Source organism: Brevundimonas sp. UBA7664 (genome assembly GCF_002483305.1).
In the GTDB taxonomy this organism is placed as follows: domain Bacteria; phylum Pseudomonadota; class Alphaproteobacteria; order Caulobacterales; family Caulobacteraceae; genus Brevundimonas.
In genome coordinates this window covers 22840-48974 of the sequence record NZ_DLHQ01000045.1, presented here as the reverse complement: position 1 = coordinate 48974, position 26135 = coordinate 22840, and the positions used below count along the sequence as shown (strand labels likewise).

Annotated in this window: 26 protein-coding genes and 1 pseudogene; 18 read left to right on the top strand and 9 right to left on the bottom strand. The window is 69.5% G+C overall.

All coding sequences use genetic code 11. The features are described from left to right. The first annotated feature begins 25 nt into the window (after positions 1–25). Genes B2742_RS10285 through B2742_RS10275 form a run of 3 tightly spaced genes read left to right on the top strand, consistent with a single transcriptional unit; the run spans position 26 to position 1362 of the window. Positions 26–640: a UbiX family flavin prenyltransferase gene (locus B2742_RS10285; RefSeq protein ID WP_292065809.1), complete on the top strand. Its 615-nt coding sequence runs from the start codon at positions 26–28 to the stop codon at positions 638–640. After that, positions 637–1101, top strand: a complete 465-nt coding sequence (locus B2742_RS10280; RefSeq protein WP_292065803.1) for a TIGR02444 family protein — start codon at positions 637–639, stop codon at positions 1099–1101. Before B2742_RS10285 ends, B2742_RS10280 begins: the two co-directional genes overlap by 4 nt. Before the next feature lie 36 nt (positions 1102–1137). Continuing rightward, positions 1138–1362 carry a YdcH family protein gene (locus tag B2742_RS10275; protein WP_292065798.1) on the top strand — a complete coding sequence of 75 codons (225 nt, stop codon included), beginning with the start codon at positions 1138–1140 and terminating at the stop codon, positions 1360–1362. Between the two features lie 6 nt (positions 1363–1368). On the opposite strand, the gene B2742_RS10270 is transcribed toward B2742_RS10275, so the two are convergent. After that, complete coding sequence (locus B2742_RS10270) at positions 1369–1932, bottom strand: GGDEF domain-containing protein (protein WP_292065796.1); 564 nt, start codon at positions 1930–1932, stop codon at positions 1369–1371. 125 nt (positions 1933–2057) lie between these two features. Here B2742_RS10270 and purE point away from each other — a divergent pair, with 125 nt between their 5' ends. Both purE and B2742_RS10260 read left to right on the top strand, forming a co-directional pair. Then, positions 2058–2549 (top strand): 5-(carboxyamino)imidazole ribonucleotide mutase, encoded by a 492-nt coding sequence (gene purE / locus B2742_RS10265; RefSeq protein WP_292065794.1) that lies wholly within the window; start codon positions 2058–2060, stop codon positions 2547–2549. Further along, positions 2550–3629, top strand: a complete 1080-nt coding sequence (locus B2742_RS10260; RefSeq protein WP_292065792.1) for a 5-(carboxyamino)imidazole ribonucleotide synthase — start codon at positions 2550–2552, stop codon at positions 3627–3629. 138 nt (positions 3630–3767) lie between these two features. Here the strand turns inward: B2742_RS10260 and B2742_RS10255 are convergent, their stop codons facing one another. Then, positions 3768–4463, bottom strand: a complete 696-nt coding sequence (locus tag B2742_RS10255; RefSeq protein WP_292065789.1) for a COQ9 family protein — start codon at positions 4461–4463, stop codon at positions 3768–3770. 188 nt (positions 4464–4651) lie between these two features. On the opposite strand from B2742_RS10255, the gene rpsU reads away from it, so the two are divergent. Next, the gene (gene rpsU, locus B2742_RS10250) at positions 4652–4909 is read left to right on the top strand and encodes a 30S ribosomal protein S21 (RefSeq protein WP_056621430.1); all 258 of its coding nucleotides are present in this window, start codon (positions 4652–4654) and stop codon (positions 4907–4909) included. A 77-nt stretch (positions 4910–4986) separates the two neighbouring features. On the opposite strand, the gene B2742_RS10245 is transcribed toward rpsU, so the two are convergent. The 3 genes from B2742_RS10245 to B2742_RS10235 all read right to left on the bottom strand — a co-directional run bounded on the left by B2742_RS10245 (position 4987) and on the right by B2742_RS10235 (position 7756). Then, positions 4987–5307, bottom strand: a complete 321-nt coding sequence (locus tag B2742_RS10245) for a hypothetical protein (protein WP_292065786.1) — start codon at positions 5305–5307, stop codon at positions 4987–4989. Positions 5308–5408: 101 nt separating this feature from the next. Next, positions 5409–6800 (bottom strand): ABC transporter permease, encoded by a 1392-nt coding sequence (locus B2742_RS10240; protein ID WP_292065783.1) that lies wholly within the window; start codon positions 6798–6800, stop codon positions 5409–5411. After that, on the bottom strand, positions 6797–7756 hold the full coding sequence (locus tag B2742_RS10235) for an ABC transporter ATP-binding protein (protein WP_292066187.1): 960 nt from the start codon (positions 7754–7756) through the stop codon (positions 6797–6799). Before B2742_RS10235 ends, B2742_RS10240 begins: the two co-directional genes overlap by 4 nt. Positions 7757–7905: 149 nt before the next feature. Between B2742_RS10235 and B2742_RS10230 the strand changes: the two genes are divergently transcribed. From B2742_RS10230 to phoB, 6 genes are all read left to right on the top strand, one after another. Then, positions 7906–9297, top strand: a complete 1392-nt coding sequence (locus tag B2742_RS10230) for a sensor histidine kinase (protein WP_292065780.1) — start codon at positions 7906–7908, stop codon at positions 9295–9297. A 148-nt stretch (positions 9298–9445) separates the two neighbouring features. After that, complete coding sequence (gene pstC / locus B2742_RS10225) at positions 9446–10888, top strand: phosphate ABC transporter permease subunit PstC (RefSeq protein ID WP_292065777.1); 1443 nt, start codon at positions 9446–9448, stop codon at positions 10886–10888. Continuing rightward, positions 10881–12167, top strand: a complete 1287-nt coding sequence (pstA, locus tag B2742_RS10220) for a phosphate ABC transporter permease PstA (protein ID WP_292065773.1) — start codon at positions 10881–10883, stop codon at positions 12165–12167. The genes pstC and pstA overlap by 8 nt, the downstream gene beginning before the upstream one ends. Before the next feature lie 4 nt (positions 12168–12171). Further along, a complete protein-coding gene (pstB, locus tag B2742_RS10215; protein ID WP_292065770.1) occupies positions 12172–13038 on the top strand; it encodes a phosphate ABC transporter ATP-binding protein PstB in 867 nt (288 codons plus the stop codon). Between the two features lie 9 nt (positions 13039–13047). Next, positions 13048–13773 carry a phosphate signaling complex protein PhoU gene (gene phoU, locus B2742_RS10210; RefSeq protein ID WP_292065767.1) on the top strand — a complete coding sequence of 242 codons (726 nt, stop codon included), beginning with the start codon at positions 13048–13050 and terminating at the stop codon, positions 13771–13773. 16 nt (positions 13774–13789) lie between these two features. Continuing rightward, on the top strand, positions 13790–14479 hold the full coding sequence (phoB, locus tag B2742_RS10205; RefSeq protein ID WP_292065763.1) for a phosphate regulon transcriptional regulator PhoB: 690 nt from the start codon (positions 13790–13792) through the stop codon (positions 14477–14479). A gap of 13 nt (positions 14480–14492) precedes the next feature. Here phoB and B2742_RS10200 read toward each other — a convergent pair whose 3' ends face one another. Both B2742_RS10200 and B2742_RS10195 read right to left on the bottom strand, forming a co-directional pair. Beyond that, positions 14493–14888, bottom strand: coding sequence for a hypothetical protein (locus B2742_RS10200; protein WP_292065759.1), 396 nt, complete (start codon positions 14886–14888; stop codon positions 14493–14495). Positions 14889–15059: 171 nt separating this feature from the next. Beyond that, positions 15060–15965 (bottom strand): Hsp33 family molecular chaperone, encoded by a 906-nt coding sequence (locus B2742_RS10195; RefSeq protein ID WP_414633058.1) that lies wholly within the window; start codon positions 15963–15965, stop codon positions 15060–15062. A 148-nt stretch (positions 15966–16113) separates the two neighbouring features. On the opposite strand from B2742_RS10195, the gene B2742_RS10190 reads away from it, so the two are divergent. The 6 genes and pseudogenes from B2742_RS10190 to B2742_RS10170 all read left to right on the top strand — a co-directional run bounded on the left by B2742_RS10190 (position 16114) and on the right by B2742_RS10170 (position 24570). Beyond that, the gene (locus tag B2742_RS10190; RefSeq protein WP_292065755.1) at positions 16114–17520 is read left to right on the top strand and encodes an SDR family oxidoreductase; all 1407 of its coding nucleotides are present in this window, start codon (positions 16114–16116) and stop codon (positions 17518–17520) included. A gap of 53 nt (positions 17521–17573) precedes the next feature. Then, positions 17574–18101 (top strand): annotated as a pseudogene (locus tag B2742_RS15510) (HAD-IB family phosphatase); the annotation flags it as partial. Positions 18102–18209: 108 nt separating this feature from the next. Continuing rightward, positions 18210–19466, top strand: coding sequence for a phosphoglycerate dehydrogenase (serA, locus tag B2742_RS10185; RefSeq protein WP_349681124.1), 1257 nt, complete (start codon positions 18210–18212; stop codon positions 19464–19466). A gap of 91 nt (positions 19467–19557) precedes the next feature. Further along, positions 19558–21378 carry an autotransporter domain-containing protein gene (locus B2742_RS10180; RefSeq protein WP_292065750.1) on the top strand — a complete coding sequence of 607 codons (1821 nt, stop codon included), beginning with the start codon at positions 19558–19560 and terminating at the stop codon, positions 21376–21378. Positions 21379–21593: 215 nt separating this feature from the next. Continuing rightward, a complete protein-coding gene (locus B2742_RS10175) occupies positions 21594–22217 on the top strand; it encodes a M23 family metallopeptidase (protein ID WP_292065746.1) in 624 nt (207 codons plus the stop codon). A 70-nt stretch (positions 22218–22287) separates the two neighbouring features. Further along, the gene (locus B2742_RS10170) at positions 22288–24570 is read left to right on the top strand and encodes an ATP-binding protein (protein WP_292065744.1); all 2283 of its coding nucleotides are present in this window, start codon (positions 22288–22290) and stop codon (positions 24568–24570) included. A gap of 1 nt (position 24571) precedes the next feature. Here B2742_RS10170 and B2742_RS10165 read toward each other — a convergent pair whose 3' ends face one another. Both B2742_RS10165 and aceA read right to left on the bottom strand, forming a co-directional pair. Next, positions 24572–24781, bottom strand: a complete 210-nt coding sequence (locus tag B2742_RS10165) for a hypothetical protein (protein ID WP_292065741.1) — start codon at positions 24779–24781, stop codon at positions 24572–24574. An 11-nt stretch (positions 24782–24792) separates the two neighbouring features. After that, positions 24793–26073 (bottom strand): isocitrate lyase, encoded by a 1281-nt coding sequence (gene aceA / locus B2742_RS10160; RefSeq protein WP_292065738.1) that lies wholly within the window; start codon positions 26071–26073, stop codon positions 24793–24795. Between the last annotated feature and the right edge of the window lie 62 nt (positions 26074–26135).

Here is a 26135-nt window from a genome sequence, read left to right as displayed (position 1 = left end):
CCTGGAGCCCGAATTGGCCGAAGATGTGAACAGAGCCGTACGGAACCCTTCCGGCTCGACCCCTTCCAGATTGATCGTCGGAATTTCCGGAGCCTCCGGCGTCACTTACGGCGTCCGGGTGCTGGACGCCCTGCGCGAACTGGGCGTCGAAAGCCATCTGGTCGTCACCCGCGCGGCCCTGCTGACCCTGTCGCAGGAGACCGACCTTTCCGCCGACGACCTGATGGGCCGCGCCGACGTGTCGCACCGGCTCAACGACGTCGGCGCCTCGATCGCCTCGGGATCGTTCCGGACCATGGGGATGATCATCGCCCCCTGTTCGGTCCGCACCATGAGCGAGATCGCCACCGGGGTGACCTCCACCCTTCTGACCCGCGCCGCCGACGTGGTGCTGAAGGAGCGGCGGCCGCTGGTGCTGATGGTGCGCGAGACGCCGCTGCACCTGGGCCATCTGCGCACCATGACGGCGCTGGCCGAGATGGGCGCAATCATCGCCCCGCCCCTGCCCGCCTTCTATGCCAAGCCGGCCTCGATCTCCGAGATGGTCGATCAGTCCGTCGGCCGGGCGCTGGACCTGTTCGGCCTCGACTGGTCGGCGGTGCGGCGCTGGGACGGGCTCAAGGGACCTTCGCCGGAATGAGCCTGTGGGACTGGGCGTTGAAGGCCTACGCCGCCGACGGGGTCGCCGACGCCTGTCTGGAGCTTCAGGACGCCGCGGGTCAGAACGTGCCCCTGCTGCTCTGGGCCGCCTGGTGCGCCGCCGAGGGACGCGCCCCGGACGAGGACGCCCTCGAAGCCGCCGGCGACACCGCCCGGGCCTGGCAGGAGACGGCCATCGCGCCGCTGCGGGCCGTCCGCCGGGCGCTGAAGCCCCGCGCGCCCGACCTGGACGACGTCGACCGCGAGGCCGTGCGGGCCCAGGTCAAGGCGGTGGAGCTGGAGGCGGAGCGCCGCCTGTTGACGGCCCTGGAAGCTCTCGCTCCCGCCCCCTCCGGCCCGCCGCAGCCGCCGCTCAATACATTGGTCGCCGCCGCCCGGGTCTGGTCGCCGATGACGCCGCGCGCCGGCCTGGTTCGGCTGGCCGACCGCCTTCCGGCCTGACGCGACGCACAGTATGATCCCCCATCAGGGCCTCCCATGAACGACGACGAACCCTTTCTGACCGAAGAAGAGCTGGCGCTTCACGCCCGGCTCAAGGTGCTTCAGCTCGAGCACGCCGACCTCGACGCCTCGATCGAGGCGCTGGGCCGGATGCCGGTGCCGGACCAGCTGATGATCGCCCGGCTGAAGCGCAAGAAGCTGTTGCTGCGCGACGAGATCACCAAGATCGAGGACCGGATCCTGCCGGACATCATCGCCTGAGCGGGATCAGCGGCCCTTTTTCCTGACCCACATCGCCGCGTCGGCCTCGGCCAGCCAGACCTCGGGATCGGTGTGGGCGGCGAAGGCGCGGACGCCGAACGAGCCGCCCAGCGGCGCCTGTTCGCCGGCCCAGACGAAGCCGTCCGCCTCCAGCGCCGCGGCCAGCTTGCGGGCCTTGTCGCGGCCTTCGTCGAGCCCGGCGTTCAGCATCAGCAGGGCGAACTCGTCGCCGCCCAGCCGGCCGACCGCGTCCGACTCGCGCAGATTGGACCGCAACAGCTCGGCCACCTGCACCAGGGCGGCGTCTCCGGCGGCGTGGCCCAGGGTGTCGTTGACGCCCTTGAAGCCGTCCAGATCGAGATACAGCAGCACCGCCGGCACCTCGTGGCGCTGGCAGAACGCCATGGCGCTGCGCATGGCGGCGACGAAGCCGCGCCGGTTCAGGGCCGGCGTCAGCACATCGTGATCGGCCGCGGCCTCGGCGGCCTCGGCGCGCAGGCGCAGGGCCTCGACCTCGGCGCGCAGGCGCTCGATCTCGGCATGGGGGTCGATGACGGCCGCGTCGGTCACGAGCGAAGGTGGCTCCCCGGCCGGCGACTCAGCGCGTCCGGCCACCGGTGAGCCTAACGCCGTCGGTTGCGGGCGCAACGCGAGTCCTGTATCGCGCCGCTTTCGTCGAAAAGGGCTCACGACTCATGACGACCGCGACCCCACCCGTGGCCATCATCATGGGCAGCCGCTCGGACTGGCCGACGATGAAGCACGCCGCCGACGCCCTCGACCGGCTGGGCGTGGCCTGGGAGGCCCGGGTGGTCAGCGCCCACCGCACCCCCAGACGCCTGTTCGACTTCGCCACCGGGGCCCGGGCGGCCGGCATCAAGGTGATCATCGCCGGCGCCGGCGGGGCGGCCCACCTGCCCGGCATGACCGCCTCGATGACCGAACTGCCGGTGCTCGGCGTACCGGTGGAGTCGAAAGCGCTCAAGGGCATGGACAGCCTGCTGTCGATCGTCCAGATGCCGGGCGGCGTGCCCGTCGCGACCCTGGCCATCGGCGAGCCGGGCGCGAAGAACGCCGGCATCCTGGCGGCCCAGATCCTGGCCCTGTCGGACCCGGTTCTCGCCGGCCGGCTCCAGGCCTTCCGCGAGGCCCAGACCGAGGCCGTGCACGAGACGGTCGAGGACTGAGTGGCCGGTCCGCCCCTGCCTCCCGGTTCGACCCTCGGCATCCTCGGCGGCGGCCAGCTGGGGCGGATGCTCAGCCAGGCCGCCTCGCGCCTCGGCTTCAACGTCGTCATCCTCGACCCGGAGGAGAACAGCCCCGCCGGGCGCGTGTCCCAGGGCCAGATCGTCGCCGCCTATGACAATCCGACGGCGCTGGGCGTGCTGGGCCGGACGTGCCAGGCCGTGACCTTCGAGTTCGAGAATGTGCCCGCCGCCTCGGTCGAGCGTCTGGTCGAGGGCGGCGCCGTCGTCGCGCCCGGCCCCATGGCCCTCGCCGTGGCCCAGGACCGGGTCGACGAAAAGACCTTCCTCAACGGCGTCGGCGCGACGACCGTCGATTTCGCCGCCGTCGACAGCCTCGACGACCTGCTGGCCGCCCTCGACCGCCTCGGCGCGCCGGCCCTGCTGAAGACCCGGCGCGAGGGCTATGACGGCAAGGGCCAGATCTGGGTCCGCTCGGCGAAGATGGCCGCCGACGCCTGGCACGCCATCGGCAAGCAACCCGCCATCCTCGAAGCCCGGGCCGACTTCGTCCGCGAGCTGTCCGTGATCGCCGCGCGCGGCCGGGACGGCAAGATCGCCGTCTATCCGCTGGGCGAGAACATCCACAAGGGCGGGGTGCTGAAGACCACCGTCGCCCCCGCCGCCGTCGACGCGAGGACGGAGAAGCGGGCGAAGGCGATCGCCAAAGCCATCCTCGAAGGCCTCGACTACGTCGGCGTGCTCGGCGTCGAGCTGTTCGATCTCGGCGAGGGCAAGCTGCTGGTCAATGAGATCGCGCCGCGCGTCCACAACACCGGCCACTGGACCCAGGACGGCTGCGTCTGCGACCAGTTCGAACAGCATATCCGCGCCATCGCCGGCTGGCCGCTGGGCCCGACCGCGGCCCATACGCGGGTGGAGATGACCAATCTGCTCGGCGACGAGGTGGATCAGTGGAAGACGCTGGCGCCGAAGGCCGACGCGCGCCTGCATCTCTACGGCAAGGCCGAGGCCCGTCCCGGCCGCAAGATGGGCCATGTGAACCGGGTGAAGCCTCTATAATTTCCGCTCATCCCGGCGAAAGCCGGGACCCAGTTCTGTCCAGCCTGACGCGAGCTTTTCAGGACTTGCGGTAGCGAAACTGGCCGCCAGCAGATCACCCAAAGGACTGGGTCCCGGCTTTCGCCGGGATGAGCGGAGCTATTGGGGAGCCTTCGCCCCGTACCGCATCCGGCTCAGCACATCCGTCACCGTCTTCAGCGGGGCGTCGAAATCCTTGCCCGCCTTCCACTTCTCGAAGGCCATGACGTTCTCGATCCGCGCGGCGACGAAGGCCTCGGCGGCCTCGCGCCCGTCGAACCAGCGCATGGTCAGGGCCGGGATCAGGATGCCCGACAGGATGGCGCGCTTGGAATAGTGGTTCCAGTCGGTGGCCGTGTCGCCGGCCCAGTTCCACAGGTGGTCGGCGCTCTCCCACGCCAGCTTCAGCCCGATGTCGGCGTTGGTCGGCAGGGCCAGGAAGGCGGCGCAGCGGCGGGTGGCTTCCAGATCGGCGGCGCCCGCCTCCATTCGGGCCGACACGGCCGCCGCGATTCGCTCGCGCATCTTCAGGGATTTCGCGTCGACCCTGGCCAGTTCGGCCAGGGCCCGGTCGTCGTGCCGCCGCGACAGCAGGGCCGCCAGATCGCGCGCGCCGTTGGGCAGCAGCAGCTCCTCGTCGCCGCGCGACAGGCCGCAGGCCTCGCAGGCGGCCCGCACCATCCGGCTGTTCCAGCCCAGCCGGGGCGCGAGGCCCAGGGCGGCGTCCAGCACGGTCTGCTCCATGCGGTCGGCCCAATCGGCTTTGAGAGCCTCCCCCTCGGGCGCGTCGTTCGGCAGGTGTGGCGCATCGGTCATGGCGGCAGCATATCCCCGTCCGGCGGGCGTTTCGAGGCTTCAGATAGAAGCGCGACGATCTGGACACGAGGGGGGCGAACGTGTATCAGCCCGCCTTCATCCGCGGACCCTGTCTGTGGACCGAGATTTTATTTGTCTGCCCGTCTCCCTTTCGAGGTGCGCGGCGGGCGGCCAAAGGAGAGTTCAACCTGGTACAGATTTTCGTTCGCGATAATAACGTCGATCAAGCGCTCAAGGCCCTCAAGAAGAAAATGCAGCGCGAAGGCAGCTTCCGCGAGATGAAGCGTCACGTGCACTACGAGAAGCCCTCGGAGAAGCGCGCCCGCCAGAAGGCCGAGGCCGTGCGCCGCGCCCGCAAGCTGGCCCGCAAGCGCATGCAGCGCGAAGGCCTGCTGCCGCCGCCGAAGCCCCGGGTTCCGGGCGTGGGCGGTCCGAGCCGCGGCTAAACCCCGCTCGACAGCCGAACGAAACGATCAAAGGGCCGCCCCGGTAAACCGGAGCGGCCCTTTTACTGCTCGGGACCTCAGTCGAGCCCAGGCGCGTCAGGCCCCCAGATGTTGAAGGACATGACGCCTCGACGTTTGCTTAGATAAATCGTCGTCTCTTGAGAGACGTCAAACCACAGGTTTCCCTCAGCTTCTCCGATCTTCACGTTGACCCAATACCGCCCCGACATCAGACATCCGAATTCCCCTGAGAACTCATTTGTCCAATTTTCGGTCGTCAATCGGGCCTCAAAGACAGGCCTTTCGTCAACGGTCAGCACGACCAACTCATTGTCGACGCCGCTAAAGACGAACTCAACCTGATGGACAGGCTGGGGTGGGATGTCGTCCTGCCACACATACTTGGTTGTGATCCTGCATTCATCCTGAGCGAATGCGACGCTGGCAAAAGCCAAACAGGCTAAGCCGATAGCAACCCCGACTGGATACCGAGGCATCTCTACTTCCCCCCGCCCCGGATCGCCCCGGCGAAGCTCTTCCAGCTCAGCTTCACATCCGACAGCGCCCCCGCCCGGAACGCCCGGCCGGCCACCCACACCATGAACAGGGCGAAGGCGAACATGCCCGCCATGGTGCCGACGACCTCGAACATCGGCGGTTCGGACGGCGCGCGGGCGCTCATGAGGAACGGCGTGAAGAACGGCACCCACGACAGGATCTGCACCACGGGCGCGTCGGGGGTCCGCAAGGCCATCTGCATGACGATCAGGGGAACGACCAGGATCATCATGATCGGCCCCATCAGGGTCTGGGCGTCGCGCGGCGTCTCGCAGAAGGCCCCGATGGCCGCGAACAGGACGGCGTACATCAGATAGCCGCCGACGGCGTAGGCGATGAAATAGCCGAGCATGCCCCCCTCCAGCAGCACCTCGCCGACCATCGGCGCATACTGCGGCAGGCCGGCGATCAGGCCGAACGCGCCGATGCCGCCCCAGACCAGCAGCACGGTCAAGGTCAGGAAGGCCACCCCGAGCACCTTTCCGGTCAGGATCTCCGTGGCGGAGGCGGAGGACAGGAGCACCTCGAGGATCTTGTTCGACTTCTCCTCCATCACGCTGTTCAGCAGGATCGAGGCGCCGGTGATGATCAGCGACCAGAGGATGAAGCCCGAGGCCAGGCCGATGATGCCCGGCAGCTTGTCGCGGAAGGAGACCTCGCCCCCGCTGGCCGACCTCGGCGACAGGGTGGTGACGTCGGGTTCGAAGGCCGCCGTGGCCGAGACCACAGCCGGATCGATGCCGGCCCGTTCGAACACCGCGCGTCGGTTCTCGTCCTTGAGCGCGTCGCTGACGAAACGCTCGACGGCCGTGTCGGTGGCCTTGCGGGACCACACACGCGCCGTCGGCAGGCCCTCCTCCCGGTTCAGCAGCACCACGGCGTCCAGCCGTTGGTCCTCGGCGACCTCGTCGCCCAGATAGCGGCGCGCGACGGCCTCGCGGGCCTCGCCCGGCGCGGCCGCCGCCAGGTCGGCGGGCGGCGCCACGAAGGTCATCCGCGGACCCTCAAGCCCACTGAGCGCGCCCTTCGCCATGTTGCCGCCGGTCGTTCCGCCGGCCGCGGCCTGGATCTTCGTCTCGGCCTCCTGACGCAGAGCCGCCCGCCGCGCCTGCTCGTCACGGAGCGAGTTTTGCACGGCGGCGGCCAGGCCGGCGGCCTGGGGCGAATCCTCGAAAACCACCAACTCACTGACCGGCTGGCTCGACGACATCAGGATGGGGATGGCCCCGCCCAGCACCCCGAAGATCGGGAAGGCCAGCAGCGACAGCCAGAAGCCCACCGTCCTGGCGTAGGCGGCGTATTCGCGCCGCGCGATCAGCAGAATGCGTTTCATCGGGCGGCCTCCGCGCCGGCCTTCACCGACTGGTCGATGTCGGGATTGTCGCCGGTCAGGCTGATGAAGGCGTCGTGCAGGGTCGGCTCGCGCAGCTCGAACCGCCGCACGTCCAGCCCGCCGAGGAAGGCCGCCTTGAGCGCCTCCTGGCCCCGGCCGCCGGCCGCCAGGGCCGCCTTGAGCACCCGCACGCCGTCATGGTCTGACACCACCTCGACGCCGCTGACGCCCGGCAGGCCCGCGGCCTGCTCCGGGGCGATGGCGCCCTCCAGCTCGAGGAACCGCTTCGAGGTCGCGCGCGCCTCGGTCACCGTTCCCTCGAAGGCCTTCTGGCCGCGCGCCAGCAACACCACCTTGTCGCACAGCCGCTCGGCGTGCTGCATCACATGGGTCGAGAACAGCACCGTCGCCCCGTCGGCGGCCAGCTGGCGGATCACCGCCTCCAGCCCCTGCTGGTTGACCGGGTCGAGGCCCGAGAACGGCTCGTCGAGGATCACGAACTCCGGCCGGTGCACCACCGAGGCGATCAGCTGGACCTTCTGGGCCATCCCCTTGGACAGCTCCTTCATCTTCTTCTTTTTCGACGCGCCGAGTCCCTGGGCGTCCAGCATCTCGCGCGCGCGACGACGTCCCTCCCCCGTCGGCAGGCCCTTCAGGGCGCCGAAGAAGGCGATGGCGTCGACCGGGGTCATCTTCTTGTAGAGGCCGCGCTCTTCCGGGAGGAAGCCGATCCGGTCGCGCACCTTGCGGCCGTCGTCGGCGCCGAGAATGCCGATCCGGCCCGAGCTGACGCCCTGCAGGCCCAGGATCATGCGGATGGTCGAGGTCTTGCCGGCGCCGTTCGGGCCGAGGAAGCCGCAGATGGTCCCCTTCTCGACCTGGAAGCTCAGATCGCGCACGGCCTGGAAGTCGCCGTACCGTTTGCTCACGCCTTCGAGCGTCAACGCCGCCGCCATGATCTCTCGCCCCATCCGCATCTGTTCGGCCGAGAATAGGTGTGTAAAGGACGTTTGACAACCGGTGCGTGGGCTCCCGGCGCCGGCTTGTCACGGAATCCGTGTCATGGTCCCAGACGGCGAGTCTCCGCACCCGGACGAAAATCTGCATGTCTTACGAAGTCTCATCCTCTCCCGTGGCTCCGCGGACCGGCTCGCGTGTTTGGACGGCGGGCGCCGGCGCGGGCGTCGCGATCGTCGCCCTGGTCGGCGCGGCGGCGCTCAACCCGGAGAACGCCGTCTGGCTGGCGGGAGCGGCCGTGGTGGTCGGGCTGACGACCTGGGCGCTGAACCGGACGCCGTCGGCGACCGCCGGCCCGGCGCCCACGCTCGAGGCGCCCGGCGCCGGGCCGGACGCCGCCCTGCTGGAGAGCGTGTTCGAGGCCCTCGCCGATCCGGTGCTGGCGGTGTCGGGCGGCGAGGCCGACGACATCGCCGGACGCCGCATCGTCCTGGCCAACGCCGCCGCCCGAGACCTGCTGCGCATCCAGCGCGAGGGCGGGCTGCTGGTCCCGGTGCTGCGCGACCCGGCCGTGCTGGAGGCGGTGGACGAGGCCCTGTTCGGCGGCCTGACCCGGACCACCGACTATGCCGGCGTCGGGGCCCAGACCCGGCACTGGCGGGCCGTGACCCGGCCCCTCCCCTCCGCCGGGGCGGATCCGCTGGCCCTGGTCGTGCTGCGCGACGAGACCGATGTGCGGCGGATGGAGCTGATGCGCGTCGACTTCCTCGCCAACGCCAGCCACGAGTTGAAGACGCCGCTGGCCTCCCTGTCCGGCTTCATCGAGACGCTGAAGGGCCATGCCCGCGACGATCCCAAGGCGCGGGACAAATTCCTCGACATCATGGCCGCCCAGGCCGACCGGATGAGCCGGCTGGTCGCCGACCTGCTGTCGCTCAGCCGGATCGAGCTGAACGAGCATATTCCGCCCTCCGGCCACGTCGACCTGGCCCGCGCCGCCGCCGATGTGGTCGACGCCGTCAGCGTGCTGTCGGCCGATCGCGACGTCGCCGTCCGGCTGGAAGACCGCGAGCTCGCCGCCCCGGTTCACGGCGACCGCGACGAGATCCTGCAGGTGGTCCAGAACCTGGTCGACAACGCGATCAAATATTCCCCGGCCGGCGGCACGGTCGAGATCGTCATCCGCCCCGACATGGCCCTCGACGAGGCCTCGGCGCCCTGGTCGGGCGGCAATCGCGGCGACGGCGCGACCCGGCTGCCGCTGGTCACCCCCGATCGCGAGGCCGGCCAGCGCTACGCCGCCGTCACCGTGCGCGACCACGGTCCGGGACTGGCGCGTGAGCATCTGCCGCGGCTGACCGAGCGGTTCTATCGCGTCGAAGGCCAGAAGAGCGGCGAGCGGCAGGGCACCGGCCTGGGGCTGGCCATCGTCAAACACATCGTCAACCGGCACCGCGGGGGTCTGACCGTCGAGAGCGCCCCGGGCCATGGCGCGACCTTCACGGCCTATTTTCCCGTCGCCGCCCGCCGGACGCCATGACGCTGCCGTGACAGCCGACGCGCGCGGGGGCGAACGGCGTAACAGAACTGTCACGTCGCCGTCGTAATCCGCTGACCATTCCGGGGCAGTTATCGCCAAGGGGCGAGCCGGGCGACCGGACGGCCTGATTCTGCTCTCCCGGACGTCCATGACCTGGCTTTTCCTGCCGATCCTGATCGCCGCAGCCGTCGCCGCCCATGTCGGCGGCCGGGCGCTGGCGAGTCGACGCGCCCGCGCGCTGCCGCCCGGACAACGCCCCCACTCCCGTCCCGGCCAGCACGGCGCCTACGCCCTGATCTGGACGGCGGTGCCGGCCCTGATCGTGCTGATGGCGGCCTCGGTCGTGGCGCCCAATATCGAACGTCAGCTGACCGCCTCCGGCGCGCCCGAGGCCGTCCAGCAGCTTGAGCCGTTCCGGCGCGAGGCCTTCTTCGCCGACGCCCGCGCCGTGGGCGCCGGCCGGCCGGCGGTGCAGGTCTGGCCCGCCCCCTATGCCGAACTGCTGCCTGTCGAGGGTCAGCGCGCGGCGCGCATCGACCGGATGCTGGGCCTCGGCGGCATCGTCGGCGCCGCGCTGGCGGCCCTGCTCGGGGCCCTGTTCGTCTTCAGCCAGATCCGCCCCGGCATGCGGGCCCGCAACCGGGTCGAGGGCTGGATCGTCGGCCTGCTGTTCGCCTGTTCGGCCGTCGCCATCCTGACCACGGTCGGGATCATCGCCTCGCTGGTCTATGATTCGATCCGCTTCTTCTCCAGCGTGCCGATCACGGAATTCCTGTTCGGGACCCAGTGGAGCCCCCAGACCGCCATCCGCGCCGACCAGGTCGGATCGACCGGCGCCTTCGGGGCCCTGCCGCTGTTCGCCGGCACCTTCCTGATCATGCTCATCGCCATGACCGTGGCCGCGCCGGTCGGCCTGTTCTCGGCCATCTATCTGTCGGAGTACGCCGGCCCGGTGTTCCGCGCGACGGTCAAGCCGGTGCTGGAGATCCTCGCCGGAGTGCCCACCGTGGTCTACGGCTTCTTCGCCGCCCTGACCGTCGGCCCGGCCTTCCGCGAGTTCTTCAACGGCCTCGGCGCCCTGATGGTCGGGGGACCGCTGGACGGGGTCGGCCAGTATCTGATGGTGGTGCAGAACCAGATGGCCCTGGTGGCCGGGGCGGTCATGGGCATCATGCTGATCCCCTTCGTCAGTTCCCTGTCCGACGACATCATCAACGCCGTGCCCCAGTCGCTGCGCGACGGCTCCTACGCCATGGGGGCGACGAAGTCGGAGACGGTCAAACGCGTGCTGCTGCCCGCCGCCCTGCCCGGCGTCGCCGGCGCCATGCTGCTGGCCATGTCGCGGGCCATCGGCGAGACCATGATCGTGACCATGGCCGCCGGCCTCGCCGCCCGCCTGACCCTGAACCCGCTGGATACGGTGACCACCGTCACCGTGCAGATCGTCACCCTGCTGACCGGCGACCAGGAGTTCAACAGCACCAAGACCCTGTCCGCCTTTGGCCTGGGGCTGACCCTGTTCCTCGTCACCCTGGTGCTCAACATCATCGCCCAACGCATCGTCCAGACCTACCGGCAGCAGTATGACTGAGACGCCTGTCACCTCCGAGATGCGCGCCGACCGCCTGCGCGCGGGCCTGAAGCGGCGCTATGCCCGCGAGGGCCGGTTCAAGCTGTACGGCCTGCTGGCCATTGGCGTGGCGGTCGGCTTCCTGCTGCTGTTGCTGGGGCGGATCATCGAACAGGGCCATACGGCCTTCTACGCCCACACCATCACCGTGCCCGTTTACATGGACCCGGCCCGCGTGGACCGCGCCTATCCGCAGGGGACGAATTTCGAACTGCTGGTGGCCGAGCAGCAGCTCGCGCGCATGGGCGTCGCGGACGACGCCGCGGGCTCGAGGGCCACGGCCATGCGGGGCCTGTTCTCCGCCGACCTGAAGTACGCCGCGGCCGAGGTCGTCCAGAAGAATCCGAACCTGATCGGCCAGACCGTGCCGATCGCCGCCTCCGTGTCCGACGAAGCCGATCTGTACTTCAAGGGCGAAATCTCGCTCGACACCCCCGCCGAACAGCGCCGGCTGACGGACGAACAGATCGGCTGGCTCGACCGGATGAAGGATTCGGGCCTGGTCGCGGCCCACTTCAACAGCGCCCTGTTCACCAACGGCGATTCCACCGAGCCCGAACTGGCCGGCGTGCTGGGCGCGGTCGTGGGCTCGGCCCTGATGCTGCTGGTCACCGCCTTCATCGCCATTCCGCTGGGTGTCGGCGCAGCCCTGTACCTCGAGGAGTTCGCACCGCGCGGCCGGATCACCGACCTGATCGAGGTCAATATCAACAACCTCGCCGCCGTGCCCTCGATCATCTACGGCCTGCTGGGCCTGGCCCTGTTCATCAACTGGATGCACCTGCCGCGCGCCAGCCCGCTGGTCGGCGGTCTGGTCCTGGCCCTGATGGCCCTGCCGACCATCATCATCGCCACGCGCTCGTCCCTGAAGGCGGTGCCGCCGTCGATCCGCGAGGCCGCCCTGGCCATGGGCGCGTCCAAGACCCAGACGGTGTTCCAGCACACCCTGCCGCTGGCCATGCCCGGGGTGATGACCGGCGCCATCATCTCCATGGCCCACGCCCTCGGCGAGACCGCCCCCCTGCTGCTGATCGGCATGGTCAGCTTCATCCCCGGCATTCCGGGCGCCCTCGACGCGCCGACCGGGGCCCTGCCGTCGCTGGTCTATATCTGGGAGAACGCCTCCGAGCGCGCCTTCCACGAACGGACGGCCGCGGCCATCCTCGTCCTCCTCGCCTTCATGATCGTCATGAACGCCGCCGCCATCTTCATGCGCCGGCGCTTTGAACGCCGGTGGTAGCTGAATGAAATTCAACCTCTTTCGCGCGGCCGACGGTACCGAGGGCGGCGGCTCCCCCGCCGCCACGCCGGTGATCGCCGCCCCGCCCGTGGTGCACAACACCGTGCCGATGGGACCGACCAAGATCGCCGCCCGCGACGTCTCGGTCTTCTACAGCGGCAAACAGGCGCTCTATGACGTCTCGCTGGACATCCCGGACAAGACGGTCACCGCCCTGATCGGTCCGTCGGGCTGCGGCAAGTCGACCTTCCTGCGGACCATGAACCGCATGAACGACACCATCCCGGGGGCCAAGGTCACCGGGCGCATCGAGATGGACGGCGAGGACATCAACGCCAGGTCGGTCGACCCCGTCCTGTTGCGCGCCCGCGTCGGCATGGTGTTCCAGAAGCCGAATCCCTTCCCCAAGACCATCTACGAGAACGTGGCCTACGGTCCGCGCATCCACGGTCTGGCCGCCTCGAAAGCCGAGCTGGACAACGTCGTCGAGGCCTCGCTGAAGCGCGCCGGCCTGTGGGAAGAGGTCGCCGACCGCCTGCATTCGCCCGGCACCGGCCTGTCCGGCGGCCAGCAGCAGCGTCTGGTCATCGCCCGCGCCATCGCGGTCGAGCCCGAGGTCATCCTGATGGACGAGCCCTGCTCGGCCCTGGACCCGATCGCCACGGCCAAGATCGAGGAGCTGATCGACGAGCTGCGCGAGCGCTACTGCATCGTCATCGTCACCCACTCCATGGCCCAGGCCGCGCGGGTCAGCCAGCGCACCGCCTTCTTCCACATGGGACGGCTGGTCGAGACCGGCGACACCGAGGACATCTTCACCAACCCGCGCGAGCGGCGCACGCTCGACTACATCACCGGCCGTTTCGGCTAGGACCGCCCCATGCCCCAGCACACCGTCAAGGCCTATGGCGACGAGCTCAACCAGCTCACGGCCGAGGTCGCCCGCATGGGCGGCTTGGCCGAGGCCCAGGTCGCCGACGCCGTCGATTCCGTGGCCCGCCGCGACGTCGCCCTGGCGCGCGCCGTGATCGACCGTGATGCCCGGCTGGACGCCATGCACCGCGACATCGAGCGCAAGGCCATCCGCCTGATCGCGCTGCGCCAGCCGGTCGCCTCGGACCTGCGCCGCACCCTCGCCTCGATGAAGCTGGCGGTCGATCTGGAGCGCACCGGCGACCTGGCCAAGAACATCGCCAAGCGCGGCCTGATCCTCGCCGAGGGCGAGCCGATGCAGCCCCTGACCCGGTCGATCGAGCGGATGGGCAAGTTGGTCTCGATGCGGCTGCGTGACGTGCTCGACGCCTATGCCGCCGCCGAGGTCGACCGCGCCGTCGCGGTCTGGAACACCGACGACGAGGTGGACGAGCACTACAACGCCCTGTTCCGCGAACTGCTGACCTACATGATGGGCGATCCGCGCACGATCACCGCCGGCACCCATCTGCTGTTCATGGCCAAGAACCTCGAGCGCATCGGCGACCACGCCACCAACATCGCCGAGACCATCTATTACGAGATCACCGGCCAGGAGTTCACGGGCGAACGCCCGCGCTGGAGCCCCGACACCGCTGAAGACGCCGCTTCCGAACCGCTGTCGCCCGCCTGAACCGGAGACTACGCCCGTGCAGCCCTATGTGTTGGTCATGGAAGACGAGGACGCCCTGGCGACCCTCCTGTCCTACAACCTCGAGAAGGAGGGCTACCGCGTCGTGGTCGCCTCCGACGGCGAGGAGGGCATGCTGCAGATCGAGGAGCGTCTGCCGGATCTGGTCCTGCTGGACTGGATGCTGCCCAAGCTGTCGGGCATCGAGGTCTGCCGGCGCATCCGGGGCAAATCCGAGACCCGCAACCTGCCGATCATCATGCTGACCGCGCGCGGCGAGGAGAGCGACCGCATCCGCGGCCTCGACACCGGCGCCGACGACTATCTGACCAAGCCCTTCTCGATGAGCGAGCTGATCGCCCGCATCCGCGCCGTGCTGCGCCGCATCCGGCCAGGCCTGGCCGACGACCGGCTCAATCACGGCGACATCGTCATCGACCGCGTCGCCCACCGCGTCCGCCGTTCGGGTCAGGAGATCCACCTCGGCCCCACCGAATTCCGCCTGCTCGACCATCTGATGCAGCACCCGGGCCGGGTGTTCAGCCGCGAACAGCTGCTCGACGCCGTCTGGGGCTCTGACGTCTATGTCGAGGCCCGCACCGTCGACGTCCACGTCGGCCGCCTGCGCAAGGCGCTGAACGTCGAGGGCACAGTCAATCCGATCCGCACGGTGCGTTCGGCCGGCTATTCGCTCGATCTGGGCGGGTGAGCCGACCTTAGGCTCAGGGCCGGACGCGGTTGGGAAGTCCAGCGACCTCATCCTCGGGCACGACCCGGATGATTTCGGCCCGACACGTCCGGGCGATGACCGATGGGCTCACCACGTCAAAGGTGACCTCATCGCCGACGCAGAAATTGGCGTTCTCGGGTCCGAGCGGTCGCAATGCGTTGCCGGCGCCTATTCCGGCCTGGAGACAACCTTCGTCGGCGGAGACTTCCAGCGTCTGGCCCGTCATGACGCGCAGATAGACAGGGACGGAGCCAGCCCGCGAGATATTGTAGGCTCCCCCGCTCGGGAAACACCTGCGGCTCTCAACTGATCCGGCGGTTGGCCCCGGCGCTGGCGCGCATCCGGCGAGGGCGATCAAGGCGGTGAGCGGTGCGGCAATCCTGAGCATCTCGACCTCGTGCAAACATCGGCGGGCTCGCCATGTTCTACCTATGGACGTTCTGCCAAGCGGAGGGACAATGCACGAGTTCGTGACTTCGGGCGTCCGCCCAGCGCGCTCCCGCCTGTCGCCGTCGTCTCGCGTCGGACGCCCGGAGGAGCGCCTCCCCCTGATCGAGCCTCACCCCGCCGCGATCTCCTCCGGCGCCAGCTCATAGACCGTCGCGCAATACTCGCACGTCACCCGGATCTTCCCGTCCGCCTCGACCATGTCCGCGCGCTCCGCCGGATCGAACGAGGTCAGCACCCCGGCGATCCGCTCGCGCGAACAGCGGCATTGCGCCACCAGCGCCCGGGCGTCCTCCAGCCGCACCCCGTCCTCGTGGAACAGGCGGAACAGCAGGGTCTCGGGCGTGATGGTCGGGTCCAGCAGTTCGTCATCGGCCAGGGTCTGGAACAGGGCCCGCGAGCGGTCCCAGACCTCCTCGGTCGAACCGCGCGCATCGTCGCCGGCGATCAGCTGGATCAGCGCCCCGCCGGCGCGCCAGCTCATGCCGGCGTCGGTCGCCACCGACCCGACCGCCAGCCGGACCTTCGTCGGGATCTGTTCGGACTGCTGGAAATAGTGTTCGGCGGCCAGCGACAGGCTCTCGCCCTCGATCGGGGTGATGCCCTGGGTCCGTTCGAAATCCGGACCGCGATCCAGGGTCATGACGAACACGCCTTGCCCCAGCAGCGAGCGCGCGCCCGGACGCGCGAAGCCCTGCGACGCCGCCGCGACCTCGTCCTCGTCGAAGCGGCAGTAGCCGCGCATATGGCCGTTGGTGTCATAGTCGGCGACGACGTAGCGGACCGGCCCGTCGCCCTGGGCCTGGACGATCAGCCGGCCCTCGAACTTCAGGCTGGAGCCGACCAGGGCCGCCAGGGCGCAGGCCTCGCCCAGCAGGGCGGCGACCGGCTCGGGATAGGCGTGGGCCGAGAGGATGGCGTCGATGGTCTGGCCCAGCCGCACGATCCGGCCGCGCACGGGCCAGCCCTCGATCTGGAAGGCGGCGGCCAGGTCGTCAGCAGGCGCGCGGTCGGTCACGGCGGGTCCTTGAAGGGCGTTCATACGGAAGCGCCGTCAGATAGGCGCCCGTATCGCGAATGGTAAGGCCTGCGTGCTAGAGCAGGAACCGGCGGGGTCGCGGCCCCGTTCCAGCAGCCCGATCCGAACACACCGACCCGGCGGTTTCATGACCAAAGCGACGCTCAAGCCCCTGAACCAACAGGCCATCGTCATCACCGGCGCCACCTCCGGCATCGGCCTGGCGACGGCGCGGCGGGCGGCGCGGGCCGGGGCCTGCGTCTTTCTGATCGCGCGGGGCGAGAACGACCTCAAGACCCTGACCGAAGAGCTGCAGGCCACGGGCGCGCGGGCGGCCTGGGCTGTCGCCGACGTGGCCGACCATGCGGCCCTGGCCGAGGCGGCCGAGAAATGCGTGCGCCTGTTCGGCGGCTTCGACACCTGGGTCAACAACGCCGGCGTGTCGATCTACGGCGCCATCAGCGTGACCAGCCTGGACGATCAGCGGCGGCTGTTCGAGACCAACTACTGGGGCGTGGTCAACGGCTCGCTGGTGGCGGCGGAGCACCTGCGCCAGCGCGAGGGCGGTGGGGCCATCGTCAATGTCGGCTCCATCCTGTCGGACGCCCCCCTGCCGATCCAGGGCGTCTACTCGGCCTCGAAGCACGCGGTGAAGGGCTTCACCAACGCCCTGCGCATGGAGCTGATGCGCGAGGACGCCCCGATCACCGTCAGCCTGGTCAAGCCGGCCGCGGTCGACAGCCCCTACAGCAAACACGCCCGCAACCTGACCGGCTACGCGACCCAGAACCCCCAGCCGGTCTATGCGACCCACGTCGTGGCCGACACCATCCTGTACTGCGCCAGCCATCCGATCCGCGAGATCACGGTCGGCGGCGGCGGGCGTCTGATCGCCAGCTTCTACTCCATCCTGCCCGGTCTGGCGGAACCACTCTTCGCCCGGTTCGCTCCTTCCCTGATGCGGGACAGGGGTTCCGCCTGGGAGCCGTACGACGACGGGCTGTATGACCCGAGCGAAGACGGTCTCGAAGAAGAGGTTCACTATCCGATGGTTCGTCAGTTTTCCGCCCTCGCCGAAGTCCGCAAACATCCCGGCGTCACCAGCGGCGTCCTCGCCGTGCTCGCCGGTGTCGGTATCGCCGCCCTGCTGCTGAGCCAGCGCAGCGGCCCGACGCGGTACGAGCGCCTGCGCGGGCGGATCGACCCGGGCGGCTGGATCGACACGGCCGCCCTGCGCGACCGCTTCGGCGACCTGACCGAAACCGTGCGTCACAGCCTGTCCGAGGCCGGCGAGCGCGCCTCCGATCTGGGCGAGGACGCCCGCCATCGCGGCGAGCGCATCCTGCACGGGGCGCGGCATTCCTCGCGCAAGGCGCTGAAGAAGCACGGCAAGACGGCGCGTCGCTATGCCCATGACGCCGGTGAATACGCCCGTGATCACGCGAAGGAAGGCGGCGCCCTGCTGGCGCTGGCGACCATCGCCGCGGCGATCGGCGCGGCCGCGCTGGATGTTCGCCGTCCCGACAGCCGGATCCGCAGTCTGGGCAAGTTCTAGGCGCCGGCCACTCTCTTATTGCTGCAACTGCGAAGGTCGGCCAAGGTCGGTTCATGGCTGAACCGACCACCTACGTCTTCGACTTCGACTCGACGCTCGTGCGCATCGAGACGCTGGAGGCCCTGGCCGACATCGCCCTGGCCGGCGCGCCGGACGCCACGGCCATTCGCGCCGAGGTCGCCGCCCTGACCGATCAGGCCATGACCGGCGACCTGCCGTTCGGCGAGGCCCTGCGCCGCCGTCTCGCCCTGCTGCCCCTGACCCGCGACCACATTGCGGAACTGGCCGCCCGCATCCTCGACGAGGGCACGCCCTCGGTGCGCCGCAACCTGCGCTTCTTCCGCGAGAACGCCGGGCGGATCGTCATCCTGTCCGGCGGCTTCCGCGAGATCATTGCCCCCCTCGCGGCCCATCTGCACGTCCCGCCCGGACGGGTCCTGTGCAACGACCTGATCTATGACGCCGACGGCCGGGTCGCGGGTGTCGATGCGGCCAATCCGCTGTCCGAGGCCGGCGGCAAGCCCGCCGTCATCCGCGCCCTCGGCCTGCCGGGCCCGGTGGTCATGATCGGCGACGGCTGGACCGACGCCGAGGTGAAGCTGGAGGGCGCCGCCGACCGCTTCCACGCCTTCACCGAGATCGTCCGCCGCGAGAAGGTGGTCGCCGCCGCCGACGCCGAAGCGCCATCGATGGACGAGTTCCTGCACGCCGAAGGCCTCGCCGGTCGCTGGTCCTATCCCCGCAGCCGCATCCGCATCCTGTTGCTCGAGAACATCCACCCCGCCGCCGTCGAGCGGCTGGAGGAGGCCGGCTATACGGTCGAATCGCTGAAGGGCGCGCTGGACGAGGACGCCCTGATCGAGGCCGTCCGCGGCGTCCATGTGCTGGGCGTCCGCTCCAAGACCCAGGTCAGCGCCCGCGTGCTCGAGGCCGCCGACCGGCTGATGGCCGTCGCCGCCTTCTGTATCGGGACCAACCAGATCGACCTCGACGCGGCGGCGGCGAAGGGCGTGGCGGTGTTCAACGCCCCCTATTCCAACACCCGGTCCGTCGTCGAACTGGCCGTCGGCCTGACCATCGCCCTGCTGCGCGACGTGACCGACAAGTCCGCCGCCATGCACCGCGGCGAGTGGAACAAGTCCGCGACCGGCTCGCGCGAGCTGCGCGGCAAGACCCTGGGCATCGTCGGCTACGGCGCCATCGGCTCGCAGCTGTCGGTGCTGGCCGAGGGGCTGGGCATGCGGGTGATCTTTCACGACCTGACCGAACGGCTGGCGCTGGGCAACGCCCGCCGCATGGCCTCGCTGGACGCCCTGCTGGCCGAGAGCGACGTGGTCAGCCTCCATGTCGATGGACGCACCGACAACACCGCCCTGATCGACGCGGCCCGACTGTCACGCATGAAGCCGGGGGCCCTGCTGCTGAACCTGTCGCGCGGCCATGTCGTCGATGTTGGCGCCCTGGCCCAGGCTCTCGGCTCGGGGCGGATCGGCGGCGCGGCGCTGGACGTCTTCCCCGACGAACCCGCCACCAACGCCGACCCCTTCGACAGCCCCCTGCGCGGCTTGAAGAACGTGATTCTGACCCCGCACATCGGCGGTTCGACCGAGGAGGCCCAGGAAGCCATCGGCGAATTCGCCGCCGAGCGGCTGCTGGCCTATCTGAACCGGGGCGACACCACCTTCTGCGTCAACCTGCCCAATGTGCAGCTGGCCGAGGTCGACGGCGCCCACCGCATCCTGCACATCCACCGCAACCAGCCGGGGGTGCTGGCCGAACTGAACCGCGCCCTCGCCGCCGCCGGTCTGAACATCCTCGGCCAGCATCTGAAGACCGACGAACGCACCGGCTATGTCATCACCGACGTGGACCGCGACTATGCGCCCGAGGCGCTCGATGCGGTGCGAGGTGTTGCAGGAACGCTGCGGTTCAGGATGCTGCATTAGAAACCTTCCCTGACGGTATCTTGCGTCCGCGCGAAAGCAGCGCAGAGTGTCCCGCAACGGTCGCATGATGACGGCCGAGGGAGGATCATCGATGTCTCGTTTCCTGCGCAACGCGGCGCTCGCCGCGCTGACTGTCGCCGCCGCCGGCGCTGTCGCCACCGCCGCCAGCGCACAGTCCTACAATCGCCTGGTCGTGTTCGGCGACAGCCTGAGCGACAACGGCAACCTGTATGCCGCCACGCTCAACACCACGCCGGCCTCGCCGCCCTATTTCAACGGCCGGTTCTCCAACGGTCCCGTGTTCACCGAACTGCTCGGCTTCAACGCCGGTCGCTTCACCGCCGGCGCCCCCGTTACCGGCAGCGTCAACTACGCCTTTGGCGGGGCGCGCACGGACAGCCAGGTCTCCCCTCCCGGGATGCGCAACCAGCTGCTCGCCTATACGGGCGGCGGCGGCACCTTCGGGGCCAATGACTTGGTCAGCATCCTCGGCGGCGCCAACAACATCTTCCAGGCCGTGGGCCCGGCCTCCGTGGCGCCCAACCCGACGGGCTTCATCTCCCCGGTGGCCCTGTCCGCCGCGGCGGACGTCAACTTCATCGTCAACAGTGTCGCCGGCGCCGGCGCCGGGACCATCCTGGTCGGCAACCTGCCCAACCTGGCCATCACGCCGCAGTTCAACCAGGGTCCGTTCGCCGCCGCCGCCCCGCTCGCGGACTTCGCCGGCACGACCTTCAACAACGCCCTGCGGGCCGGTCTGATGACCACGGCCGCCGCCCAGCCGGGGTCCAACATCATCCTGATGGACCTGTACAAGATCGGACCGGCCCTGGTCGCCAACGCCGGCGCGTTTGGCCTGACCAATGTCCGGGACGTCTGCTTCAACGGCATCACCGTCTGCGCCAATCCGGATGGCTACCTGTATTGGGACTCCGTCCACCCGACCGCGGCCGGCCACCGTCTGCTCGCGGCCCTTGCCAATGACTACCTCTACTATGGCGACATCGGCGCCCAGTCGACGGTGCAGGCCGAAACCGGCTTCCGTCAGCGCGAGGACCTGCTGGACCTGTCCAGCGACGGGCTTTCGGGCCGGGCGGACTGGGAAGCCGGCACGCATCTGACCTTCGGGGCCATCGCCGACAGCGTCGAAACCGACGCACGCGGCTCCGTCGCCGCCGCCGATGCCAAGGGCTGGGGCGGACGGGTCGGGCTGGACCACGTCATGTCCCCCGGCATGCGCTTCGGCGTCGCCGGGACCTTCCGCACCGCCGAGGTCGAGGCGGGCGCCATGGCTTTCGACGTCGAGACCTATGCCTTCGACGCCTACGTCGGCTGGCGCTCGGGCGGCCGTTTCATCAACGCCACGGCCGGCGGCTCGATCGACCAGTATGACGACATCACCCGCATCACCTCCCTGGCCCCGATCATCCACACCGGCAAGACGGACGGCGGCAGCGTCGGCGCCCGTGTCCAGGGCGGCGTCTGGTTCGACATGGGCGGCATCGGCCTGTCGCCCCGGGTCGCGGTCAACTACGTCTCGACCGATGTGAACGGCTATGTCGAACAGGGCCCGGGGGCGCAGTACGCCTATCAGGACCGCAAGGTCCAGGCCGCCAGCGGCGAAATCTCGCTGCGCGCGGAAGGCGGCGGCGGCGGCATGGGCTTCTTCATCGAGGGCGGCTATCGCGACTCCTTCGGCGACAGCAGCGACGCCGTCCGCACCGGCATCGCCGCCAACCCGGCGCAGGTCCTGGCCCGCGAGATCGAGGACCCGTTCGGCGGTTCGCTGATCGCCTCGGCCGGCGTCGAGGCCGACCTGGGCCCGGTGAAAATGACCCTCGGCTATCGCGGCCGCTTCGGCGACAACGCCGACAGCCATGTCGGGGCGCTAACCTTCAGCCTGCCGCTCTAACAGACTGATATCGCTACAGGACAAGGGCGCGCGGCCTTCGGGCCGCGCGCCTTTTTCGTTCCAGGCCTGCGACGACCTGCCGCCCCCGGCCGCCCCAAAGTCGCCCCACGGCAACCTGAAAAGACCCGCTTCCGGTCGCTGGCCGCAGTGTGTCGCTCGTTGCGGCCGCCGGCGCCCCTCCCGCTCGTAGAGCCGAAGACGGAGACGACGCCGCCATGCGACGCCTGTTGCCGACCGCCCGGTCGTTCCTCATCCATTCAGGCCAGGCCGCCGCCCTGACCGCCGTCGCCGTTCTGGCGATGGCCGCCGCGCCGCTGTCCAGCCCCGACCCCGCCGCCCAATCCGACGCCCTCGCCGTCCCGGAAGCCCCGCCGATGACCGCCGTGGCCGAACCGGCCGGGCCGGTGACCCGGCTGATCGCCTTCGCCGAGCCGGTCCGGGGTTACGCGGTCAACTCCCCCTTCGGCCTGCGCCGCCTGCCGGGCCAGGCCGCCCGTAACCATGAAGGCGTCGATATCGCCGCCCCCCAGGGCACGGGCGTCTATGTCGCGGCCGAGGGATCGGTCCTGCGCACCGGCTATGACCCCGCCGGCTACGGCCGTTTCGTCGAGATCCGCCACCCCAACGGCATGAGCACCCTCTACGGCCACCTCAGCCGCCTGGACGTCGCCTCGGGCGATGCCGTCGAAGCCGGCGCGCGCATCGGCCTGGTCGGCTCGACGGGCCGTTCGACGGGGCCTCACCTGCATTTCGAGGTCCGTCGGGGAGAACGTCAGGTCAACCCGGTCAAGGTCATGGGGCGCGCCTTCCAGGTTGTCGTCGCGGACACCGCGGCCTGACGACAAGCTTGGCCGGCGCCCACGGTTTCTTCACCCCTTCGGTCCATGATCCGCGCTCGAGGGGGGCGTTTTGGACCACATCCTGTATTCCATAGCGACCGAGCATGACGCACGCTGGCTGCTGACGGCTGGCCTGATCTGCATCCTCGGGCTGGCGACCGCCCTGCAATTGCTCGCGGCGGCGCGGCGGCAATCCGGTTCCAGACGACGCAACGCCGTGCTGTTGGCCGCCTTCATCTCCGGCCTGGCGGTGTTCACGACCCATTTCGTCGCCCTGCAGGGGTATCATCCCGGCGAGGAAGTCCGCTACGCCGTCTGGCCCACCATCGGGTCGTTCATTCTCGCCCTGGGCAGTTTCGGCCTGGCCGCCGGAACCGTGATGGCGCGACCGACCCGGCTCTTCCGCACCCTGGCGTCCTTCATCGCCCTGGCCGGCGTCGCATCCATGCATTTCCTCGGGATCTCGGGGCTCAGGCTGGCCGGCGCCGCCAGCTGGCAAGCCGAGCTTGCGGCCCTCGCGATTGGCGGCGGCCTGGTCCTGGCCCTCTTCAGCGGCGGGATCGTGTACGGACCCGGTCTGCCGCGCAGACTGGCCGCCGCCATCGGCGGAACCCTGGCCGTCGCCGTCCTCCATTTCACCGCCATGAGCGCCCTGGTCATCGCCCCCCGGATCCAGATCGATACCGGCCTGACCGTCTCGGGCGGGGTCATGACCGGGGTGATCGCGGCCATGACCCTGGCCATCGCCGGCACCGCCGCCGTCATCACCTGGATGAGCTGGGCGTCGCAATCGGTGGCCCTGAACCGGATTCGCGAGGCGCTCGACGCCATGCCGGACGGCATGGCCTTCTATGACACCGAGGACCGTCTGGTGCTGTGGAACCACCGCTATGCCGAGGTAAATCCCGAACTCTCCTCGACTCTGAGGGCCGGCATGACCTTCCGCGAGATCATCCAGATCGGGCTGGAGGAAGACCTCTACGCCGACGCGCGCGGCCGTCAGGCCGAATGGGTGCAGGAGCGGCTCGACTCCCGGCAAGGCCTGACCGCCACCATGGAACAGCGGATCACCGGCGATCGCTGGCTGCGGGTCTCGGACCGCCGCACCGCGGCCGGCGGGATCGTCACCGTCTGCACCGACATCACCGACCTGAAGAACGACGCCACCGCCCTGGCCGAAGCGCGTGACTCGGCCCAGGCCGCCAACTCGGCCAAGAGCCAGTTCCTGGCCAATATGAGCCACGAAATCCGCACGCCGCTGAATGGCGTCATCGGTGTCGCCCAGGCGCTGGCCAGGACGCCCCTGACGGCCCAGCAGGAAGAGATGCTGGAGCTGATCCAGTCGTCCGGCCACTCCCTCCAGGTCCTGCTCAGCGACATCCTCGACCTCGCCCGGGTCGAGTCCGGACGGCTGGAACTGGCCTCCGACGTCTTCCACCTGGGCCGCGCCGTGCGCGAGGCGGCCCAGCTCTATGAGACCTCGGCCCAGCAGAAGGGCCTGCAGTTCTTCGTCGAGATCGCGCCGGAAGCGGACGGCTGGATCGCCGGCGATGTCGTCCGGATCAAGCAGATCCTGACCAATCTCGTGTCCAACGCGGTCAAGTTCACGGGAACCGGCTTCGTCAGCCTGACCGCCGGCCCCGGACCGGACCGATCCGGCGCCCCCACCCTGCGCTTCTCGATCGAGGACACCGGCATCGGTTTCGACAGCGAGACCCGGGAGCGGCTGTTCAGCCGCTTCGAACAGGCCGACGGCGCCATCACGCGCCGGTTCGGAGGGTCGGGCCTGGGCCTGGCCATCTCACGCCAGCTGGCGGAAATGATGGGCGGCGATCTGGATTGCGAGAGCGAACCGGGCGGAGGGTCGGCCTTCATCCTGACCATCCCGTTCAACGCCGCCGAAGCGCCCGTCGTCGCCCCCGGCGTCGTCGCCGAACGTCCCGACGGCGAACAGGCCGCAGTCCGGGTGCTGCTGGCCGACGACCATCCCGTGAACCGCAAGGTCGTGGAGATGATCCTGACCCAGATCAACGTCGAGCTGACCTCGGTCGAGAACGGCGCCGACGCGGTTCAGGCCTGCCGCGACGGCGACTACGACATCATCCTGATGGACATGCAGATGCCGGTCATGGACGGATTGACCGCGACACGGGAGATCCGGCTGCACGAGGCGGCGATGGGGCTGGCGCGGACCCCGATCGTCATGCTGACGGCCAACGCCCTGGGCGAACACGTCGCCCTGGCCGAGGCCGCCGGCGCCGACCGGCACCTGGCCAAGCCGTTCGAGGCCGCCGAACTGTTGCAGCTGGTCACGACCCTGCCGCACGCCACAGCCGCGGCCCTGGCCGCCTGACCTATTCGTAGCCGTGGGCGGCCTCGTTGATGACCTGCGAAGGCATCCGCGAGAAGTCGACGCTGACCGGCTGGGCCGCCTTGGCGCGGAACGTCTTGATGACGTGCTCGAGCCGGCGACGCACCTCGCGTTCGGCCTCGGTTCCCGTGTCCAGGTTCAGCGGGGCGAGGCAGAAGTCGATGATGGCGGTGGGGCTGTTCAGGGGCTGCATGGTCTCTCTCCTTACTCGGCCGCCACGAACTGGGCGGTCTCGGTGGAATCCTTGAGGGCGGTGGTCGAGGACTGGCCGCTCGAGATGACGGTGGCGACCTGGTCGAAATAGCCGGTGCCGACCTCGCGCTGGTGGCGGGTGGCGGTGTAGCCGGCGGCTTCATTGGCGAACTCGCGCTGCTGCAGCTCGGAATAGGCCGCCATGCCGCGGTCGCGGTAGCCGCTGGCCAGTTCGAACATGCCGTTGTTCAGGCTGTGGAAGCCGGCCAGGGTCACGAACTGGAATTTGTAGCCCATGGCCCCCAGCTCGCGCTGGAATTTGGCGATGGTGGCGTCGTCCAGCTTGGCCTTCCAGTTGAACGACGGCGAGCAGTTGTAGGCCAGCAGCTTGCCCGGATGCTCCTTGTGCACCGCCTCGGCGAACTGGCGGGCGTCGTCCAGATCGGGGTGTGAGGTCTCCCACCACAGCACGTCAGCGTATTTCGCATAGGACAGGCCGCGGGCGATGCAGTGGTCCAGACCCGTCCCCTCCTTGAGGCGGAAGAAGCCCTCGGGCGTGCGGTTTTCGCGGTCGATGAAGGGGTGGTCCCGCTCATCGACGTCCGAGGTGATCAGCTGGGCGCTCTCGGCGTCGGTTCGGGCCACGATCAGGGTCGGGGCGCCCATGACGTCGGCGGCCAGGCGGGCGGCGATCAGATTGCGCTCATGCGCCTGGGTCGGGATCAGCACCTTGCCGCCCAGGTGGCCGCATTTCTTCTCCGAGGCCAGCTGGTCCTCGAAATGGACGCCGGCGGCGCCCGCCTCGATGAAGGCCTTCATGATCTCGAAGCTGTTCAGCGGCCCGCCGAAGCCGGCCTCGGCGTCGGCGACGATGGGCACGAACCAGTCGCGCTTGGCCCCGCCCTCGGCGTGCTCGATCTGGTCGGCGCGCTGCAGGGTGCGGTTGATGCGGCGGCACAGTTCGGGCGCGGCATTGGCCGGGTAAAGCGACTGGTCGGGGTACATGGCCCCGGCGGTGTTGGCGTCGGCGGCGACCTGCCAGCCCGACAGATAGATGGCCTTCAGCCCCGCCCGGACCATCTGCATGGCCTGGTTGCCGGTGACCGCGCCCAGGGCGTTGATATAGGGCTCCTCGTGCAGCAGCTCCCACAGCCGGTTGGCGCCGCGTTCGGCCAGGGTATGGGTGATCGGCACTGAGCCGCGCAGGCGACGGACATCCTCCGGCGTATAGGGCCGTTCGATGCCGTCGAAACGGCCGACGGGCGACGGAACGAGGTGGGCGAAGCTGGTCATGTCGGGTCTCGGCTCGGAGGGCGGACATCGCCGCGGGTCTCGAGGAGCAGAACACGCCTAAG

Coding starts and splice junctions, on each gene's coding strand:
- B2742_RS10165 (WP_292065741.1), bottom strand. CDS start 24,781: ATGCAGCCCCTGAACAGCCCCACCGCCATCATCGACTTCTGCCTCGCC.
- B2742_RS10180 (WP_292065750.1), top strand. CDS start 19,558: ATGTCTCGTTTCCTGCGCAACGCGGCGCTCGCCGCGCTGACTGTCGCC.
- B2742_RS10190 (WP_292065755.1), top strand. CDS start 16,114: ATGACCAAAGCGACGCTCAAGCCCCTGAACCAACAGGCCATCGTCATC.
- phoU (WP_292065767.1), top strand. CDS start 13,048: ATGCCCCAGCACACCGTCAAGGCCTATGGCGACGAGCTCAACCAGCTC.
- B2742_RS10240 (WP_292065783.1), bottom strand. CDS start 6,800: ATGAAACGCATTCTGCTGATCGCGCGGCGCGAATACGCCGCCTACGCC.
- pstB (WP_292065770.1), top strand. CDS start 12,172: ATGAAATTCAACCTCTTTCGCGCGGCCGACGGTACCGAGGGCGGCGGC.
- B2742_RS10275 (WP_292065798.1), top strand. CDS start 1,138: ATGAACGACGACGAACCCTTTCTGACCGAAGAAGAGCTGGCGCTTCAC.
- B2742_RS10280 (WP_292065803.1), top strand. CDS start 637: ATGAGCCTGTGGGACTGGGCGTTGAAGGCCTACGCCGCCGACGGGGTC.
- B2742_RS10200 (WP_292065759.1), bottom strand. CDS start 14,888: ATGCTCAGGATTGCCGCACCGCTCACCGCCTTGATCGCCCTCGCCGGA.
- serA (WP_349681124.1), top strand. CDS start 18,210: ATGGACGAGTTCCTGCACGCCGAAGGCCTCGCCGGTCGCTGGTCCTAT.
- B2742_RS10255 (WP_292065789.1), bottom strand. CDS start 4,463: ATGACCGATGCGCCACACCTGCCGAACGACGCGCCCGAGGGGGAGGCT.
- B2742_RS10235 (WP_292066187.1), bottom strand. CDS start 7,756: ATGGCGGCGGCGTTGACGCTCGAAGGCGTGAGCAAACGGTACGGCGAC.
- B2742_RS10230 (WP_292065780.1), top strand. CDS start 7,906: ATGTCTTACGAAGTCTCATCCTCTCCCGTGGCTCCGCGGACCGGCTCG.
- purE (WP_292065794.1), top strand. CDS start 2,058: ATGACGACCGCGACCCCACCCGTGGCCATCATCATGGGCAGCCGCTCG.
- aceA (WP_292065738.1), bottom strand. CDS start 26,073: ATGACCAGCTTCGCCCACCTCGTTCCGTCGCCCGTCGGCCGTTTCGAC.
- B2742_RS10175 (WP_292065746.1), top strand. CDS start 21,594: ATGCGACGCCTGTTGCCGACCGCCCGGTCGTTCCTCATCCATTCAGGC.
- pstA (WP_292065773.1), top strand. CDS start 10,881: ATGACTGAGACGCCTGTCACCTCCGAGATGCGCGCCGACCGCCTGCGC.
- pstC (WP_292065777.1), top strand. CDS start 9,446: ATGACCTGGCTTTTCCTGCCGATCCTGATCGCCGCAGCCGTCGCCGCC.